14 protein-coding genes are annotated in these 15643 nt (G+C 71.8%); 9 read left to right on the forward strand and 5 right to left on the reverse strand.

Features of this window, described 5'->3' with window-relative positions:
• Positions 1–106: 106 nt before the first annotated feature.
• From ADK36_RS24910 to ADK36_RS24930, 5 genes are all read left to right on the forward strand, one after another.
• Positions 107–1390: an ABC transporter substrate-binding protein gene (locus ADK36_RS24910; RefSeq protein WP_053199099.1), complete on the forward strand. Its 1284-nt coding sequence runs from the start codon at positions 107–109 to the stop codon at positions 1388–1390.
• Positions 1387–2331 carry a carbohydrate ABC transporter permease gene (locus ADK36_RS24915; RefSeq protein ID WP_053199101.1) on the forward strand — a complete coding sequence of 315 codons (945 nt, stop codon included), beginning with the start codon at positions 1387–1389 and terminating at the stop codon, positions 2329–2331. Before ADK36_RS24910 ends, ADK36_RS24915 begins: the two co-directional genes overlap by 4 nt.
• A complete protein-coding gene (locus ADK36_RS24920) occupies positions 2328–3194 on the forward strand; it encodes a carbohydrate ABC transporter permease (RefSeq protein ID WP_048584456.1) in 867 nt (288 codons plus the stop codon). Before ADK36_RS24915 ends, ADK36_RS24920 begins: the two co-directional genes overlap by 4 nt.
• A 5-nt stretch (positions 3195–3199) precedes the next feature.
• Positions 3200–3790, forward strand: coding sequence for a hypothetical protein (locus ADK36_RS24925; RefSeq protein ID WP_048584457.1), 591 nt, complete (start codon positions 3200–3202; stop codon positions 3788–3790).
• Positions 3791–3896: 106 nt separating this feature from the next.
• Complete coding sequence (locus tag ADK36_RS24930) at positions 3897–4349, forward strand: phospholipase (RefSeq protein ID WP_048584458.1); 453 nt, start codon at positions 3897–3899, stop codon at positions 4347–4349.
• 65 nt (positions 4350–4414) lie between these two features.
• Here ADK36_RS24930 and ADK36_RS24935 read toward each other — a convergent pair whose 3' ends face one another.
• Complete coding sequence (locus ADK36_RS24935) at positions 4415–6688, reverse strand: heavy metal translocating P-type ATPase (protein ID WP_053199103.1); 2274 nt, start codon at positions 6686–6688, stop codon at positions 4415–4417.
• Between the two features lie 96 nt (positions 6689–6784).
• Positions 6785–7009, reverse strand: coding sequence for a heavy-metal-associated domain-containing protein (locus ADK36_RS24940; RefSeq protein ID WP_048584460.1), 225 nt, complete (start codon positions 7007–7009; stop codon positions 6785–6787).
• 189 nt (positions 7010–7198) lie between these two features.
• On the opposite strand from ADK36_RS24940, the gene ADK36_RS24945 reads away from it, so the two are divergent.
• Positions 7199–8188, forward strand: coding sequence for a hypothetical protein (locus tag ADK36_RS24945; protein WP_053199104.1), 990 nt, complete (start codon positions 7199–7201; stop codon positions 8186–8188).
• A gap of 2 nt (positions 8189–8190) precedes the next feature.
• Here ADK36_RS24945 and ADK36_RS24950 read toward each other — a convergent pair whose 3' ends face one another.
• From ADK36_RS24950 to ADK36_RS24960, 3 genes are read right to left on the reverse strand one after another with little or no spacing between them, the layout of a single operon-like run.
• Positions 8191–9279 (reverse strand): FecCD family ABC transporter permease, encoded by a 1089-nt coding sequence (locus ADK36_RS24950; RefSeq protein ID WP_234329861.1) that lies wholly within the window; start codon positions 9277–9279, stop codon positions 8191–8193.
• The gene (locus ADK36_RS24955; protein ID WP_048584462.1) at positions 9276–10349 is read right to left on the reverse strand and encodes a FecCD family ABC transporter permease; all 1074 of its coding nucleotides are present in this window, start codon (positions 10347–10349) and stop codon (positions 9276–9278) included. The genes ADK36_RS24950 and ADK36_RS24955 overlap by 4 nt, the downstream gene beginning before the upstream one ends.
• The gene (locus tag ADK36_RS24960; RefSeq protein ID WP_053199106.1) at positions 10339–11967 is read right to left on the reverse strand and encodes a (2,3-dihydroxybenzoyl)adenylate synthase; all 1629 of its coding nucleotides are present in this window, start codon (positions 11965–11967) and stop codon (positions 10339–10341) included. The genes ADK36_RS24955 and ADK36_RS24960 overlap by 11 nt, the downstream gene beginning before the upstream one ends.
• 148 nt (positions 11968–12115) lie before the next feature.
• On the opposite strand from ADK36_RS24960, the gene ADK36_RS24965 reads away from it, so the two are divergent.
• From ADK36_RS24965 to ADK36_RS24975, 3 genes are read left to right on the forward strand one after another with little or no spacing between them, the layout of a single operon-like run.
• Positions 12116–13471: a salicylate synthase gene (locus tag ADK36_RS24965; protein ID WP_048584464.1), complete on the forward strand. Its 1356-nt coding sequence runs from the start codon at positions 12116–12118 to the stop codon at positions 13469–13471.
• Positions 13468–14763 carry an enterobactin transporter EntS gene (gene entS, locus ADK36_RS24970; RefSeq protein ID WP_053199107.1) on the forward strand — a complete coding sequence of 432 codons (1296 nt, stop codon included), beginning with the start codon at positions 13468–13470 and terminating at the stop codon, positions 14761–14763. The genes ADK36_RS24965 and entS overlap by 4 nt, the downstream gene beginning before the upstream one ends.
• A 28-nt stretch (positions 14764–14791) precedes the next feature.
• On the forward strand, positions 14792–15643 hold the full coding sequence (locus ADK36_RS24975; protein ID WP_053199109.1) for an alpha/beta fold hydrolase: 852 nt from the start codon (positions 14792–14794) through the stop codon (positions 15641–15643).

The raw sequence follows: 15643 nt of genomic DNA on the forward strand, positions 1-15643 counted from the left end.
GCTGGGCCCGGTGCCCCGCCCCGGCCGGCACCGGCGCGAGGCGGGGCAAGGGGGGCCCGAGGGGGGGCCAACAGAAAGCCCGAGGAGAGGAAGAGGTGACCTCGGCATGCCCGGACACAGGACAAAGGGGTTCTGCGCGTCGGCCGCCGCACTCGTGCTCTGCGCGATGCTGGCCGGCTGTGGAGGATCCGGGGAGTCGGTCGGCGGCGGCAAGGTCGTGCTGCGCTACACGTGGTGGGGCAACCCCGACCGCGCGGAGCGCACCGAGCAGGCCGTCGCCCTGTTCGAGAAACAGCACCCGAACATCCGGGTGCAGACGTCGTTCTCGGCCTACGAGGCCTACAAGCAGAAGCTCGCCACGCAGGCCGCGGGCGGCGACGCCCCCGATGTGATGCAGCTCGACTACCGGCAGATCGACCAGTACGCCTCCGGCGGCGTCCTGCTCGACCTCGCCAAGGAGAAGGCCGTACTGCGCACCGGCGAGATCGACCCGGGTCTGCTCGCCACCGGCCGGCTGGAGGACACGCAGTACGCGATCCCCCAGGGCCGCGGCACCGAGACCGTCGCCTACGACGTCAAGGCATGGAAGGCGTCCGGCGTACCGCTCCCGGGCCGGAGCTGGACCTGGAGCGAGTGGGCCGACACCATGCGGGACCTGGCGGAGAAGACCGGCGAGCCCGGCGCCACCGACCCCGGCCAGAGCGAGGACTGCTTCGAGGTCTGGCTGCGCGGACAGGGCAAGTCCCTCTACACGAAGGACGGCGGGCTCGGCTTCACCGCCGACGACCTGACCCGCTGGTGGACCTTCACCGACAAGCTCCGGCGCGAGGGAGCCGTCTCGCCCGCCGAGCAGACCACCCAGCTCGACGGCTCCGTCGAGAACACCCCGCTCGGGCGCGGCGAGGCCACGGCCGACGCCAACTGGGACGCTCCGGCGAGCGGTTTCCTCGCCCTCATACCGAGCGGTGTCGCCCTCGCGCCGATGCCGTCGGGCGAGGACGGCACCCCCGGCCAGTACTTCAAGCCGTCGATGTTCCTGGGCGTCGGGGCCGGCACCGGGTACCCCGAGGAGGCGGCCCAGCTGGTCGACTTCCTCATCAACGACGCACAGGCGGCGAAGATCCTCGGTGCCACCCGGGGCATCCCCGTCAACGAGTCGATCCGCGAGGAGACCGAGTCGCAGCTCAAGGACTTCGACAAGACGATCGCCGACTACCAGTCCTCCCTGGAGGGCTCCCTCAAGGACCCGCCGCAGGCCCCGCCTTCGGGCGACAACGCCCTTCAGGCCACCTTCCAGCGCGACTACGACCAGGTGTCGTACGAGCGCATGTCGCCCCGCGAGGCGGCCGAGAACTACGTCACCGAGGCGAAGGCGGAGCTGAGGTCATGACCACCACCGACATCCCCGCGCCCGCCGCCAGGAAACCGGCGGCCACCAGGGCCCCGAAGCGCCGACCCAAGCGCGAAAGCCAGGGCCCCGCCTGGGTGTTCCTCTCCCCGTGGGTGCTCGGCGCGATCGTCCTGACGCTGCTGCCGATGGCCGTGTCGCTGTACCTGTCCTTCACCGACTACGACCTGTTCAACCCGCCGCGTTGGGTGGGCCTGCGCAACTACGTCCAGATGTTCACCGAGGACCCGCGCTACTGGCGGTCCGTGATGACGACCCTGACGTACGTCGTCATCGCCGTGCCCCTGCAACTCGCGCTCGCCCTCGCCGTCGCGCTCGCCCTGAAGTCCATGAAGCGGGGCAAGGGCTTCTACCGGTCGGCCTTCTACGCCCCCTCGCTGCTCGGCGCGTCCATGTCCATCGCCCTCGTCTGGCGCGCGGTCTTCAACGACGGCGGCACCGTGGACAACCTGCTCGGCACCGGCGGCTGGGTCAACAAGCCCGGCTGGGCGCTGCTCGCCGTGGCACTGCTGACGGTGTGGCAGTTCGGGGCGCCGATGGTCATCTTCCTCGCGGGACTCCAGCAGATTCCCGGCGAGCTGTACGAGGCGGCAGCCGTGGACGGGGCGGGCAAATGGCGGCAGTTCCTGTCCGTCACGGTGCCGATGCTGTCCCCGGTTCTGTTCTTCAACCTCGTACTGCAGACCATCCAGGCATTCCAGGTCTTCACACCCGCCTTCGCGCTCAGCGCCGGCAAGGGCGGCCCCGCCGACTCGACCCTCGTCTACACCCTCTACCTCTACGACCGCGGCTTCGTCGCCTCCCACATGGGCTACGCCTCCGCCATGGCCTGGGTCCTGCTGATCGCCATCGGCGCCGTCACGGCGGTGCTGTTCCGCACCTCGCGCTCCTGGGTCTTCTACGCCTCCGAGGGGGACCGATGACCACCACCACAACTCCGGTCGTCCGCAAGCCCGTTGCCTGGGGCCGGATCGCCCTGCACCTCGGCTGTCTGGCCGCGCTGCTGGTCATGCTGTATCCGCTGGCATGGCTGCTGGCGACCTCGCTCAAGCCCGCCGACGAGGTCATCGCGAGCCTCGACCTGCTGCCCGGCCATCTGGAGTGGTCGAACTACTCCACGGCCCTGGACGGCGTCAACGACGTCTCCATCTGGCGGCTGCTGTCCAACTCGCTCCTGATCGCGGGCGGCGCGGTCCTCGGCAACGTCATCAGCTGCTCGCTGGCCGCCTACGCCTTCGCGCGCCTGCGATTCCGCTTCCGGGGGCCGCTGTTCGCGTTCATGATCGCGACGATCATGCTGCCCCACCACGCCGTGCTGATCCCGCAGTACATCATCTTCAACCAGCTCGGCCTGGTGAACACCTACTGGCCGCTGATCCTGCCGAAGTTCCTCGCCACGGAAGCCTTCTTCGTCTTCCTCATCGTGCAGTTCATGCGCGGTCTGCCGCGCGAGCTGGAGGAGGCGGCCCGGATCGACGGCTGCGGACCGTTCCGGAGCTTCTTCAAGGTCGTCCTCCCCCTCACCCGCCCCGCCTTGATCACCACGGCGATCTTCACCTTCATCTGGACGTGGAACGACTTCTTCACCCAGCTCATCTACCTCTTCGACCCGGACAAGTTCACGCTCACGCTCGCCCTGCGGTCGTTCGTGGACGCGTCCAGCACCTCGGCCTTCGGGCCGATGTTCGCGATGTCCGTGATCGCGCTGCTGCCGATCGTGCTGTTCTTCCTCGCCTTCCAGCGGCTGCTGGTCGAGGGCATGGCCAGCTCCGGGCTCAAGGGGTGACCGGGATGGGAACGCGTGAGCCGGGCGAGGTCTTCGGGCCGCGGATGACCCTGTTCGCCGACGTGCTGAGCGTCGGCCTCGCCACGGCCCTGATGTCGCTGCCCCTGGTGACGATTCCGGCCTCCCTCTCGACCGCGTGCGCGGTGCTGCGGGGCGCGGGGGAGGGGCAACCCGCCACTGCGGGGCGGTACTTCGCGCTGCTGCGACGGCGGCTGCGGGCCGGGGACCTGGCGGCGGGCGTGGTCGCCCTCGCGGGGGCGCTGCTGTTCGCCGCCGACCTGGCGCTGGCTGGGGCCGGGCTGCCCGGGGCGCCGGTCTTCGCGGTCGTGGCCGCCGGGATCGGTGCGGCAGCCCTGCTGGTGGGTCTCCGAGCCTGTGCCCGCCCCGAGTCGCTCACCGACTGGACGGCCGCCCTGCGCACGGCCGCGCGGGACGCCGTACAGGATGTCGGCGGTAGTGCCCTGGTGCTGCTCGCGGTGGCGACCGCCGTCCTGTGCGGCTGGATGCTGCCGCCGCTGGCCTTCCTGGCTCCCGGACCGTTGGCGTTGGCGCTGACCGCCGTTCATATCCGACGGGGGGTCATATCCGAGAATTAAGCACGCATTTGCGCGCACGCGGTGTGAGGCGACGTTTGCGGTGTCAATCATCTTGACATGAACCTGCGACCCGACGGGCGGGTCGCAGCCTCATGGAGGTGTGGAAATGCGCCGCACACTCGCCACCGGTCTCGCCGCCTCAGCCCTGTCCCTCCTGACCGTCGTCGCCACCGCCTCGACGGCCGACGCCGCTCCCGCCGACAAGCCCCAGGTCCTCGCCAGTTGGACCCAGACCAGCGCGTCCAGCTACAACGCCTGGGCCGCCGCCCGCACCAACCAGTCCGCCTGGTCCGCCTACGCCTTCGACTGGTCCACCGACTACTGCTCCTCCTCGCCGGACAACCCGTTCGGGTTCCCGTTCTCCACGTCCTGCGCCCGGCACGACTTCGGCTACCGCAACTACAAGGCGCTGGGCGCGTTCGACGCCAACAAGTCGCGCCTGGACAGCGCCTTCTACGAGGACCTCAAGCGCGTGTGCGCCGGCTACGGCGGTGCGACGAAGTCCGCCTGCAACAGCACCGCCTGGACGTACTACCAGGCAGTGAGGGCCTTCGGCTGACAGGCCGTCGACCTGGCTGAGGGCGCCGCGTGTGCGGCGCCCTCAGTGCATCTCCGGGCGAGGAATCAGTCCGCGGCCCGGAACGAGCGCAGCCGCAGCGAGTTGCCGACGACGAAGACCGAGGAGAAGGCCATGGCCGCGCCGGCGATCATCGGGTTGAGCAGTCCGGCCGCGGCGAGCGGCAGGGCGGCGACGTTGTAGGCGAAGGCCCAGAACAGGTTCGACCGGATGGTGCCGAGCGTCTTGCGGGAGAGCCGGATGGCGTCGGCGGCTACCCGCAGGTCGCCCCGCACCAGGGTGAGGTCGCCGGCCTCGATCGCGGCGTCCGTGCCCGTGCCCATCGCCAGGCCCAGGTCGGCCTGGGCCAGTGCGGCCGCGTCGTTGACCCCGTCGCCCACCATCGCGACCGAACGGCCCTCGGCCTGGAGCCGTTTGACGACATCGGCCTTGTCCTGCGGCAGCACCTCGGCGATGACGTTCTCGGGCGCGATACCGACCTCGCGGGCGACGGACTCGGCCACCGCCCGGTTGTCGCCGGTCAGCAGGATCGGGGTGAGGCCGAGGCCGCGCAGCCGCCGGATCGCCTCAGGGCTGGTCTCCTTGACCGCGTCGGCCACCTCCAGCACCGCCCGCGCCTCGCCGTCCCAGGCGACCGCGATGGCGGTACGACCGGCCGCCTCGGCCTCGGACTTCGCGTGTGCGAGGGGAGCCGGCAGTGCCATGGCCCAGTCTTCGAGGAGCCGCTCCCGGCCCACCAGCACCGCGTGGCCGTCGACCACGCCCTGCACGCCGAGGCCGGGCACGTTCGCGAAGTCCTCCGGCGTGGGCAGCGAACCCAGCTTCTCCAGTGCCCCGTCGGCCACGGCGCGGGCGATGGGGTGTTCGGAGGCGTGCTCCAACGCACCCGCGAGGCGCAGGACTTCGGCCTCCTCGGCGTTGTCGGCGGTGTGCACGGCCAGCAGCCTCATCCGGCCGGTGGTCACGGTGCCCGTCTTGTCGAGGACGATCGTGTCCACCTCGCGCGTGGACTCCAGCACCTCCGGGCCCTTGATCAGGATCCCGAGCTGCGCGCCCCGCCCGGTGCCCACCATCAGCGCGGTCGGCGTGGCCAGGCCCAGGGCGCACGGGCAGGCGATGATCAGTACGGCGACCCCGGCGGTGAAGGCGGCGGCCGGCCCGGCACCGTTGCCCAGCCAGAAGCCGAGGGTGCCCAGCGCGAGGGCGATCACGACCGGCACGAACACCGCGGAGATCCGGTCCGCGAGCCGCTGCGCCGCGGCCTTGCCGTTCTGCGCGTCCTCCACCAGCCTGGCCATCCGGGCGAGTTGGGTGTCGGCGCCGATGCGGGTGGCCTCGACGACGAGACGGCCGCCCGCGTTGAGCGTGGCGCCGGTGACCGCGTCGCCCCGGGCCACCTCGACCGGCACGGACTCGCCGGTGAGCATCGACGCGTCCACGGCCGACGAGCCTTCGACGACCGTGCCGTCGGTGGCGATCTTCTCGCCGGGGCGCACGACAAAGCGGTCGCCGACCTTCAACTCCGAGACCGGTATGGTCCGTTCGTCACCGTGCGCGCCCAGCACGGTGACGTCCTTGGCGCCCAGCTCCAGCAGCGCCTTGAGCGCCGCGCCCGCCTTGCGCTTGGAACGGGCCTCGAAGTAGCGCCCGGCCAGGATGAAGGCGACGACACCGGCGGCCGCCTCCAGATAGATGTTCCCGGAACCGTCACCGCGGGCGATGGTCAGCTCGAAGGGGTGCGTCATCCCCGGCTCGCCCGCCGTGCCGAGGAACAGCGCCCACAGGGACCACAGGAACGCGGCCGACGTGCCGACCGAGATCAGCGTGTCCATGGTGGCCGCACCGTGCCGCAGGTTGGTGAACGCCGCCCTGTGGAAGGGCCAGGCGGCATACGTCACGACCGGCGCCGCCAGCGTGAGCGACAGCCACTGCCAGTACTCGAACTGGAGAGCCGGGATCATGGCCATCGCGACCACGGGCACGGCGAGCGTCACGGCTGTGATCAACCGCTCCCGGAGCGGGCGTAGTTCATCGTGGCCGCCGGTGCTCCCGGGCGTGTCCTGCGCGTCCTGGGCGTCCCGCACGGGCGGTGCGGGTTCCTGCGCGGTGTACCCGGTCGCCTCGACGGTGGCGATCAGGTCCTGGACGGAGACCTCCTCGCCGTAGCTGACCTTCGCCTTCTCGGTGGCGTAGTTGACGGTGGCGGTCACGCCGTCCATGCGGTTCAGCTTCTTCTCGATGCGCGCCGCGCACGAGGCGCAGGTCATGCCGCCGATGGCGAGCTCTACCTCGGCCGTGGGGTGGGACGCGGTGGTGGTCATCGCTGCTCCTCGTGCGGGGGCGGGGCGGGGGGGGGGGGGGTTCGGGCGGAGGCCGGTGGGGCCGGGCTCCGCCGGGTCGGGGGTGCGGGGGCCGGGTCAGGCCGCGCGGCCGGTCAGCTCGTAGCCGGCCTCGTCGACGACCTCGGCGATCAGGGCGTCGTCGGGCGCGGTGGCGCTGGTGACGGTGACCCGACCGGTCGCGAGGTCGACGCCGACCTCCGTGACGCCGTCCAGCTCGCCGATGACCTTGGTGAGGGTTGCCTTGCAGTGGCCGCAGGTCATCCCGGAGACGGCGTACGTGGTCGTGGACAGGGCGGACATGTGTTCCTCCTGAAGAGCGGGGGCTCGGTCGACCAGGATACGGGGTGGGGGTATCCTTGGCTGGTGTCCATGTATACCCCTAGGGGGTAGGTGAGGCAAGTGCTGAATCCGGGTTGACTTCATACCCCCCAGGGGTATGGTGAGGTGCAGTGAAGGAACGTATCCGGCCCCGACCCGTAGGAGACCGCCATGCATGCCGGACTGAGGATCACCGCGTTCGCCGCCGCGCTGGCCGCGACCTTCGGCACCGCCTACGGCGTGGGGGAGGCCGTCGACCCGGTCGTCGAGGACCCCGCGCCCGCCCGTCACGAGAGCCACGGCGAGGCGTCACCGACACCGGAGGAAGGCGGCGGGCACGGCGGGCATGAGGCCGAGCCGCCCGGCGGACTCCAGATCTCCGAGGGCGGCTACAGCCTCGACCTGCGGACGCAGCGCATCACGGCGGGCAAACGCTCCGACCTGAGCTTCGTCATCCGTGACCACGACGGCCGCGCCGTGACCGCCTACCAGCGCGAGCACGAGAAGGAACTCCACCTCATCGTCGCCTCACGCGACCTGGTCACCTACCGTCATCTGCACCCCACCCGCGCCGCCGACGGCACCTGGAGCATCCCCGTCGAACTGCCCCGCGCGGGCGGCTACCGCGTCTTCGCCGACTTCACCCCGGCGAAGAAGGGTGCCGAGAACCTCACCCTCGGCGCGGACCTGGCCGCCTCCGGGGCCTACGAGCCGCAGCGGCTGCCCGCCCCGAACACCACGGCCGAGATCCACGGCTACGACGTCCGGCTGGACGGCGGCCTGCGCCCGGGCAAGGAGGGCGAACTCAAGCTGAAGGTCTCGCGCGACGGCCGCCCCGTGACCGACCTCCAGCCCTACCTCGGTGCGTACGGGCACCTGGTGGCCCTGCGCTCCGGTGACCTCGCCTACCTCCACGTCCACCCGAACGGCGAACCCGGCGACGGCGCGACCAATCCCGGCCCGGAGATCTCGTTCACGGCGACGGCACCGAGCAGCGGCACATACCGGCTGTTCCTCGACTTCAAGCACGAAGGGGAGGTCCACACCGCCGCGTTCACGGTCCGGGCCGGTGCGGCGACCGCCGCTACGGGCGCGACCTCGGACGCGCCCTCCGGCTCGTCCTCAGCAGAGCACGAGGACGAGCCCGGTCACGGCCACTGACCTCAGATCCGCCCCGCCCGCCGCTGCCTGCGCAGCAGCAACCCCAGGTACACCCCGCCGACCACCGCGGTGACCACGCCGACCGGCAGCTGGGCCGACTCGTGGATGCGCTGGGAGACGAAGTCCGCGGTGACCACGAGGAAGGCGCCGGTGCAGGTGGCGGCGAGGAGGTTGGGGCCGGGTGCCCGGGTGAGCCGACGGGACAGCTGCGGGGCGATGAGGGCCACGAACGGGATGGGGCCGGCCGCGGCGGTGGCCACCGCGCAGGCGGCCGTGGCCAGTACGAGGATCACCAGCCGGGTCCGTTGGACCGGCACGCCGAGCCCGCCCGCGACATCGTCGCCCATCTCCAGGATCTTCAGCCGGCTCGCGGCGAGCGCCACCAGCGGCAGTACGACGAGCAGGCCGAGCGCGGCCGGGCGGACGTCCGCCCAACCCCGGCCGTTGAGGCTGCCGTTGAGCCACACCATCGCCTGCGCGGCCTGCGTGAAGCGGGCCTTGGCGAGGAGGTAGGCGTTCACCCCCTGGAGCAGGGCGCTCACTCCGATGCCGACCAGCACCAGCCGGTAGCCGTGGATGCCCTGCCGCCACGCCAGCAGATACACGAGGACGGCCGTCGCCAGGCCACCGCCCACCGCGCCGACGGCGATCTGCCCGCCGGTGCCGCCGACGAGCAGCACCACCAGCAGGCCGCCGGTGGCGGAGCCGTAGGTGAAGCCGACGATGTCGGGGCTGCCCAGCGGATTGCGGGTCAGGCTCTGGAAGAGGGCACCGCTCAGGCCGAGCGCCGCACCGACCAGGATGCCGGTGAGCAGGCGTGGCAGTCTGAGGTCGTTGACCACGAAGTCGGTGCGCGGGCTGCCGTTGCCCAGCAGCGTGCGGACCACGTCCGCCGGCGAGATCGCGTACGCGCCGGTGCCGAGCGCGAGGACGCCGACCCCGGCGGTGGTGGCCAGCACCAGCACGCAGACCGTCACGGCACGCACGTCCACCCGCAGGGAGAAGCGGTGCGAGCGGCTCCGTACGACATGCGAACGGGTGCGAGGGCCGGTGGCACGGCCCTGTACGGGGGCCGGCACTTGGGTCGTCATGCCGTCACCGCCCTGCGGTAGCGGACCAGGGCGATGAACACCGGGGCGCCGACCACCGCGGTGACCACGCCCGCGTCCAGTTCGTCAGGGCGTACCGCGACCCGGCCGAGGACGTCGGCGAAGAGCAGCAGGGCGGGCGCCAGCAGCAGGGACAGCGGGAGCGTCCAGCGCTGGTCGGCCCCGGCGATCATGCGGGCGATGTGCGGGACGGCGAGGCCCACGAAGACCAGCGGGCCGACGGCCGAGGTCGCCGCTCCGCACAGCAGGGTCATGGCCGCGAGGCCGAGGAAGCGGGTGCGGTCGACGTGCGCGCCCAGCGCGCGGGCGCCGTCGTCGCCCAGCGCGAGGGCGTTCAACGGACGGACCAGCGCCAGCGCGAGCACCAGGCCGACCGCGACGAACGGCGTGATCGTCGTCAGGGTCTCGTCGTCGGCGCGGGCGAGCGAACCCACGCTCCAGAACCGCAGTTGGTCCAGCGCCTGGGCGTCGAGCAGCATCAGGGTCTGGCTGATGCCGGTGAACACGGCGGCGATCACCGCACCGCCGAGAGCGAGCCGCTCCGGAGTGGCGCCGCCTCGACCGCCGGAGGCCAGCGAGTACACCAGCAGTCCCGCCACCACCGCGCCCACCATGGCGAACCACACCGAGGCCCACAGGCTCGTGATACCCAGCACGGTGATGGACAGCACCACTCCGGTGGCGGCGCCCGCGTTGATGCCGAGCAGGCCCGGATCGGCCAGCGGGTTGCGGGTGAGCGCCTGGATGAGCGCGCCCGCGACCCCGAGCGCGGCGCCGGCCGCGATGCCCGCCAGCGTGCGCGGCACCCGGACGTCCCAGATGACGGACGCCGCCGTCGACCCGTCGTCGTGCAGCAGCGCGTCCCACACGACGCCCGGCGACAGGGCGCGCGAGCCGACCGCGAGACTGAGCGTCGCCGCGGTGACCAGCAGGACCAGTGCGCCGAGCACGGCCAGCGTGCGGGTCGAGTTGCGGCGCCCGGGGGACTGCTTGGACTGCTTGCTCGTCTTGTCCGTCCGTACAAGAGGGGCCGAACCGGCCTCAGTTGCCACCGCTGCCCTCCGCGCGGAGGCGTTCGGCGATCAGCCGGCCGAGCGCCTTCTTGTCGATCTTGCCTACCGAGGTGCGGGGAAAGGCCTCGATGACCTCGACCTGGTCGGGGAGCTTGTACGCGGCGACCCCGCGCTCGGTGAGGAACGCGGCCAACTCCCGCTGGCCCGGGGCCTGTCCGCGCGGAACGAGGTACGCGCAGGTGCGCTCGCCCATCGTCTCGTCGGGCATGCCGACCACGGCCGCGTCGTGCACGCCGGGGTGCGCGAGGATGTGGTTCTCCAGTTCCTCGGCGGAGATCTTGTCGCCGCCCCGGTTGATCTGGTCCTTGGCCCGGCCCTCGACGACCAGATGGCCGGAGGGCAGGATCCGGACCAGGTCGCCGGTGCGGTAGTAGCCGTCGGTGGTGAAGGCACGGGAGTTGTGCTCGGCGGCCCGGTAGTAGCCGCGCAGGGTGTAGGGGCCGCGGGTGAGCAACTCGCCGCTCTCGCCCGGCGGTACGTCGCGGTCGTCCTCGTCGACCACGCGGACCTCGTCGGCGGGGGACATCGGGCGGCCCTGGCTGCCGATCACCAGCTCGGGCGGATCGTCGAGCCGGGTGTAGTTGAGCAGCCCCTCGGCCATGCCGAACACCTGCTGGAGCGTGCAGCCGAGGGCCGGTGCGACCCGGGCGGCCGGCTCGGCGCCCAGCTTGGAGCCGCCGACCTGGAGCAGGCTCAGCGAGGAGAGGTCGGCCTCCTCCCACTCCACCGCGTCCAGCCACAGCAGCGCGATCGGCGGGACCACGGCGGTGGCGGTGACCTTCTCCCGCTCGATCAGCGCGAAGGCGTCCTCGGGGCTCGGCGTGGGGGAGAGCACGACGGTGCCGCCCGCCATCAGCGTGCCCAGCAGGCCGGGGCAGGCCAGCGCGAAGTTGTGCGCCGTCGGCAGCACCACCAGATAGACGGTGTCGCGGCCGAAGCCGCAGACCTCGGCGCTCGCGCGGACGTTGTACGCGTAGTCGTCATGGGTGCGCGGAATGAGCTTCGGCTTGCCCGTCGTGCCGCCGGACAGCAGCAGTACGGCCACGTCGCCCGGATCGGGCACGGGCAGCGGGGCCGGGTCGGCGTCGAGTTCGGCGAGCGCGGTGAACTCGGCGGCGTCGCCCGTCACCAGGATGTGTTCGACGCCGGGCACCGCCTTGCGCAGGGCCCGGGCGAGCGCGCGGTGGTCGAAGCCGTCGTGCAGGTCCGGGATCGCGTAGGCCGTGGCGCCGGACACCTCGGCGACATGCACGATCTCGCTCTCGCGATGCGCGGGCAGGGTGAGCACCGGTATCGCGCCCGCCCTCAGCAACGCGAAGAACAGCACCACGAACGCGTCGGTGTTGGGGAGTTGGACGACCACCCGGTCGCCGCCCCCGATGCCGAGCCGCCGCAGCCCCGCCGCCATCCGGTCGGCGCGCAGATCGAGTTCGGCGTACGTCCATCGGTTGCCGTCGGCGTCGACGAGTGCGGTCCGCCCCGGCGCCCGCTCGGCGCTGTCCCTCAGCAGCCGGTCCAGTGGCCGGCCTTCCCAGTAGCCCTCTGCGCGGTACTTCTCGGCCAACGGCTCCGGCCAGGGCACCCAACCGTCGAGCATCCTCAACTCCCGCCTGCTGTTTAGGAAAGGCTTGCCTAATGATTCATCGGGGTCAAGCCTGGAGGTGTGATCTGGACGGCGCCGCGCTGCGGGGGCTAGGGTCTTAGTGAATTAGGTTAGGTTAACCTAAGTCCAGGGAGGTAGGTCCTTGCTGCGTTATCGGAGCGCGGAGACGGAACTGCCGGGAGACCCCGTCCAGTTGGCGGCAGGGCTGGCGGAGTCGGGCTTGTTCGACCAGTACGTGATCTACGAACAGAACGGCGACTTCTGGTTCGCCGGTGGGGCGCTCGGCGAGATCCTGGTCGGCCGCTCCGAGATCCGCCGCCGATGGCTGGACGAGGCGACCGCGACCCCGCTCGGGCCACACCCACTGCGCCAGGTCCACGAGGAACTGAACCGGATGGCCGTCGAGGGCTGGAACGCCTACGGCTGGATGGCGTTCGAGTTCTCCCATCTCCACGCCGGCCGCCCCGACCGGGCGGGCGAGGACGATCTGCTCCATCTGCTGGTCCCGCACAGCGAAGTGAGACTCAGCCGGAAGGGCGTCCTCATCCGTAGCGCGGACCAGGAGACGCTGGACGCGCTGACTCGGTTACTCCGGCCCACGGACGCGCACCGCACCGGCGATCACGGCACCGCCGTGCCCCGCACCACCGCACCCCGGCCCGTCGACGTCTCGGACGGCGAAGGCCGCTACCCGGACATGGTGGCGCAGGCCATCGAGGAGATACGGACGACCGAACTTCAGAAGGTCATCCTCTCCCGGACCGTGGACGTGCCCTTCCCGGTCGACTTCGTCGCCACCTACGTCCACGGCCGCTCGCACAACACCCCGGCCCGTTCCTTCCTGGTGGACCTCGGCGGCCGCCGGGTCGCCGGATTCAGCCCCGAGACCGTGGCCGAGGTCAGTGCGGACGGCGAGGTCGTCACCCAGCCCCTCGCCGGTACCCGCGCCCGCGGCTTCGGCGAGCAGGAGGACGAGCGCCTGCGCGCCGAACTCCTCGCCGATCCCAAGGAGATCTCCGAACACGTCCTGTCGGTCAAACTGGCCGAGGAGGAGATGGCCACCGTCTGCCGGCCGGGCACGGTCTCCGTGCGGGACCTGATGACCATCCGCCGGCGCGGCAGCGTGCAGCATCTCGGCTCCAGCGTGCACGGCCTGCTGGCCGAGTCCGCCACCGCCTGGGACGTCCTGCGCGCGGTGTTCCCCGCCGTGACCGCCTCCGGCATCCCCAAGGCCCCGGCGTACGACTCCATCGCCCGGCTGGAGAAGGAACCGCGCGGCATCTACAGCGGGGCGGTGCTGCGGGCCGGCAGTGACGGCGCCCTGGACGCGGCACTCGTCCTGCGCAGCATCTTCGAGGAGGACGGCCGCACCTGGCTGCGGGCGGGCGCCGGCATCCTCGCCGGGTCGACCCCGGCGCGGGAGCTGGAGGAGACCTGCGAGAAGCTCCGCAGCGTCGCCCCCTACGTCGTCCCGGCACGGGGTGAGGGGCGCGCGTGAAGCTGGGAGAAGTGGTCGTCGACGTAGCGCCGTTGCGCTCCAGCAGGGACTTCCGACTGATCTTCGCCACCCAGGCGATCTCCATGGTGGGCACCCACCTCACCTCGGTGGCGGCCAGCCTGCAGATCTACCACCTCACCGGATCATCGGTCCAAGTGGGCCTGATGAGCCTGGTGTTGGGCCTCTCGCTGCTGGTCGGTCTGGTCACGGGCGGGCTGCTCGCCGATCGGGTCGACCGACGCAAGGTCATGCTCGTCACCCGGGCCGTGACCGCGGTGGTGATCGCGGGGCTCGCGGTGAACGCGGCGCTGCCCGACCCGCAGGTGTGGTTCGTCTTCGTGGCCGCCGTACTCGCGGGCTTCACCGCCGGGCTGGGCGGTCCTGCCCTGATGGCCGCCACCCCTGCCCTGGTCGCGCCCGGGCAGCTGGCCGCGGCGGGCGCGCTGACGACCCTGACGGCCCAACTGGGCGGCATGGTCGGGCCGTCCCTCGCGGGTGTGATCGCGGCAGGGCCGGGCGTCGCCTGGTGCTTCGCGATCGACGCGGCCATATACGTCGTGGGGCTCGCCCTGCTCGCCCCGCTGCCGAAGCTCGCCCCCGAGGGGCCGGCCGAGGCGCAGCACCCGCTGAAGGCGATGGGGGAGGGGCTGCGCTTCCTGCGCGGCAACCAGGTCGTGGCCGGACTGCTGCTGATCGACGTGTGCGCGGTCGTCTTCGCGATGCCGTACGCGCTCTTCCCCGAACTCGGCACCGAGCACTTCGGCGGCGGCCCGTCCACCGTCGGGCTGCTCTACACCGCCCCCGCGGTGGGCTCCTTCTTCGGCGCGCTGACCAGCGGATGGACCGGTCGGGTGCACCACACCGGGCGGGCACTGATCGGGGCGGTCGCGGTGTGGGGCGTGGCGATCACCTGCTTCGGACTGAGCCCCGATCTGTGGCTCGCCCTGGCCTTCCTGGCGCTGGCAGGTCTCGGGGACACCGCCTCGGAGATCCTGCGCCGGGCCCTGCTCCAGCACTACACGCCGGACCGGCTCCAGGGCCGGGTCGGCAGCCTGTGGCTCGCCCAGGCCACCGCCGGCCCGTCCGTCGGCAACGTCGGGGCGGGCCTGGTGTCCAGGGCGCTCGGCTCGTCGAGCGGTGCCGTGGTGGTCGGAGGGCTGGTCTGTCTGGCGGGTGTCGGCGCGCTGGCCCTGGCCATGCCGGGGCTGCGGAAGGCCACGCTCAGCCGGCCTCCGGACGCCGACGGGGGCGGCCGGGCGACGCCCGCCGAGGCGTCTCCGGCAGCCGACTGACGCACCCCCCACGACAGGGCGGAGAACCATGCCGAGCGCGCGTATCAACGGAATCCGGCTCCACTACGAGGACGCCGGCGAGGGCGAGCCGGTGCTCCTGGTGATGGGCCAGGGCGCCGGAGGACGGGCCTGGCACCTCCATCAGGTCCCGGCGCTCGTCCACGCCGGCCATCGGGTCGTCACCTTCCACAACCGGGGCATTCCACCGACCGACGAGTGTCCGGAAGGCTTCACCATCGACGACCTGGTGGCCGACACGGCGGGCCTGGCCGAACACCTCGGGCTCGCGCCGTGCCGCTTCGTCGGCGTCTCCATGGGGGCGTACGTCGTCCAGGAGCTGATGCTGGCCCGGCCCGAACTCGTCCGGCAGGGCGTGCTGATGGCCACCCGCGGCCGCACGGACCTGCTGCGCGCCGCCATGGCCAAGGCCGAACGCGCCCTGTACGACAGCGGGTTGGAGCTGCCGCCCGCCTACACCGCCTGGATCCGCGTCCTGGAGAACCTCTCACCGGCCACCCTGGACGACGACCGGCAGACCCAGGACTGGCTGGAGCTCTTCGAGTTCTCGCCGCAGCCCAAAGGGCCCGGTGCGCGGGCCCAGTTGGACCTCCAGGTCCCGGACGGCCGGCTGGACGCCTACCGGGCCATCGAGGTGCCCTGCCTCGTCGTCGGCTTCGCGGACGACGTCATCCTGCCGCCGCACCTGGGGCGGGAGGTCGCCGACGCCATCCCCGGTGCCGTCTACCAGGAGATCAAGGGCTGTGGGCACTACGGCTACCTGGAGCGGCCCGACGAGGTGAACCGGGTGCTTCTGGAGTTCTTCCGCGCCCCTTCTTCCGCGCAGGTCCTTCCGCACCCGGCGACTGTTGATTTAGGTTAG

It is taken from the genome of Streptomyces viridochromogenes (genome assembly GCF_001270495.1).
Taxonomy (GTDB): Bacteria; Actinomycetota; Actinomycetes; order Streptomycetales; family Streptomycetaceae; genus Streptomyces; species Streptomyces viridochromogenes_A.

What these genes read in the sequence shown, in the direction of transcription:
- ADK36_RS24910 (WP_053199099.1), top strand. Translation starts at nt 107, where the DNA reads ATGCCCGGACACAGGACAAAGGGGTTCTGCGCGTCGGCCGCCGCACTC.
- ADK36_RS24940 (WP_048584460.1), bottom strand. Translation starts at nt 7,009, where the DNA reads ATGTCCGCCCTGTCCACGACCACGTACGCCGTCTCCGGGATGACCTGC.
- ADK36_RS24945 (WP_053199104.1), top strand. Translation starts at nt 7,199, where the DNA reads ATGCATGCCGGACTGAGGATCACCGCGTTCGCCGCCGCGCTGGCCGCG.
- ADK36_RS24930 (WP_048584458.1), top strand. Translation starts at nt 3,897, where the DNA reads ATGCGCCGCACACTCGCCACCGGTCTCGCCGCCTCAGCCCTGTCCCTC.
- ADK36_RS24920 (WP_048584456.1), top strand. Translation starts at nt 2,328, where the DNA reads ATGACCACCACCACAACTCCGGTCGTCCGCAAGCCCGTTGCCTGGGGC.
- ADK36_RS24975 (WP_053199109.1), top strand. Translation starts at nt 14,792, where the DNA reads ATGCCGAGCGCGCGTATCAACGGAATCCGGCTCCACTACGAGGACGCC.
- ADK36_RS24960 (WP_053199106.1), bottom strand. Translation starts at nt 11,967, where the DNA reads ATGCTCGACGGTTGGGTGCCCTGGCCGGAGCCGTTGGCCGAGAAGTAC.
- ADK36_RS24935 (WP_053199103.1), bottom strand. Translation starts at nt 6,688, where the DNA reads ATGACCACCACCGCGTCCCACCCCACGGCCGAGGTAGAGCTCGCCATC.
- ADK36_RS24915 (WP_053199101.1), top strand. Translation starts at nt 1,387, where the DNA reads ATGACCACCACCGACATCCCCGCGCCCGCCGCCAGGAAACCGGCGGCC.
- ADK36_RS24925 (WP_048584457.1), top strand. Translation starts at nt 3,200, where the DNA reads ATGGGAACGCGTGAGCCGGGCGAGGTCTTCGGGCCGCGGATGACCCTG.
- ADK36_RS24950 (WP_234329861.1), bottom strand. Translation starts at nt 9,279, where the DNA reads ATGACGACCCAAGTGCCGGCCCCCGTACAGGGCCGTGCCACCGGCCCT.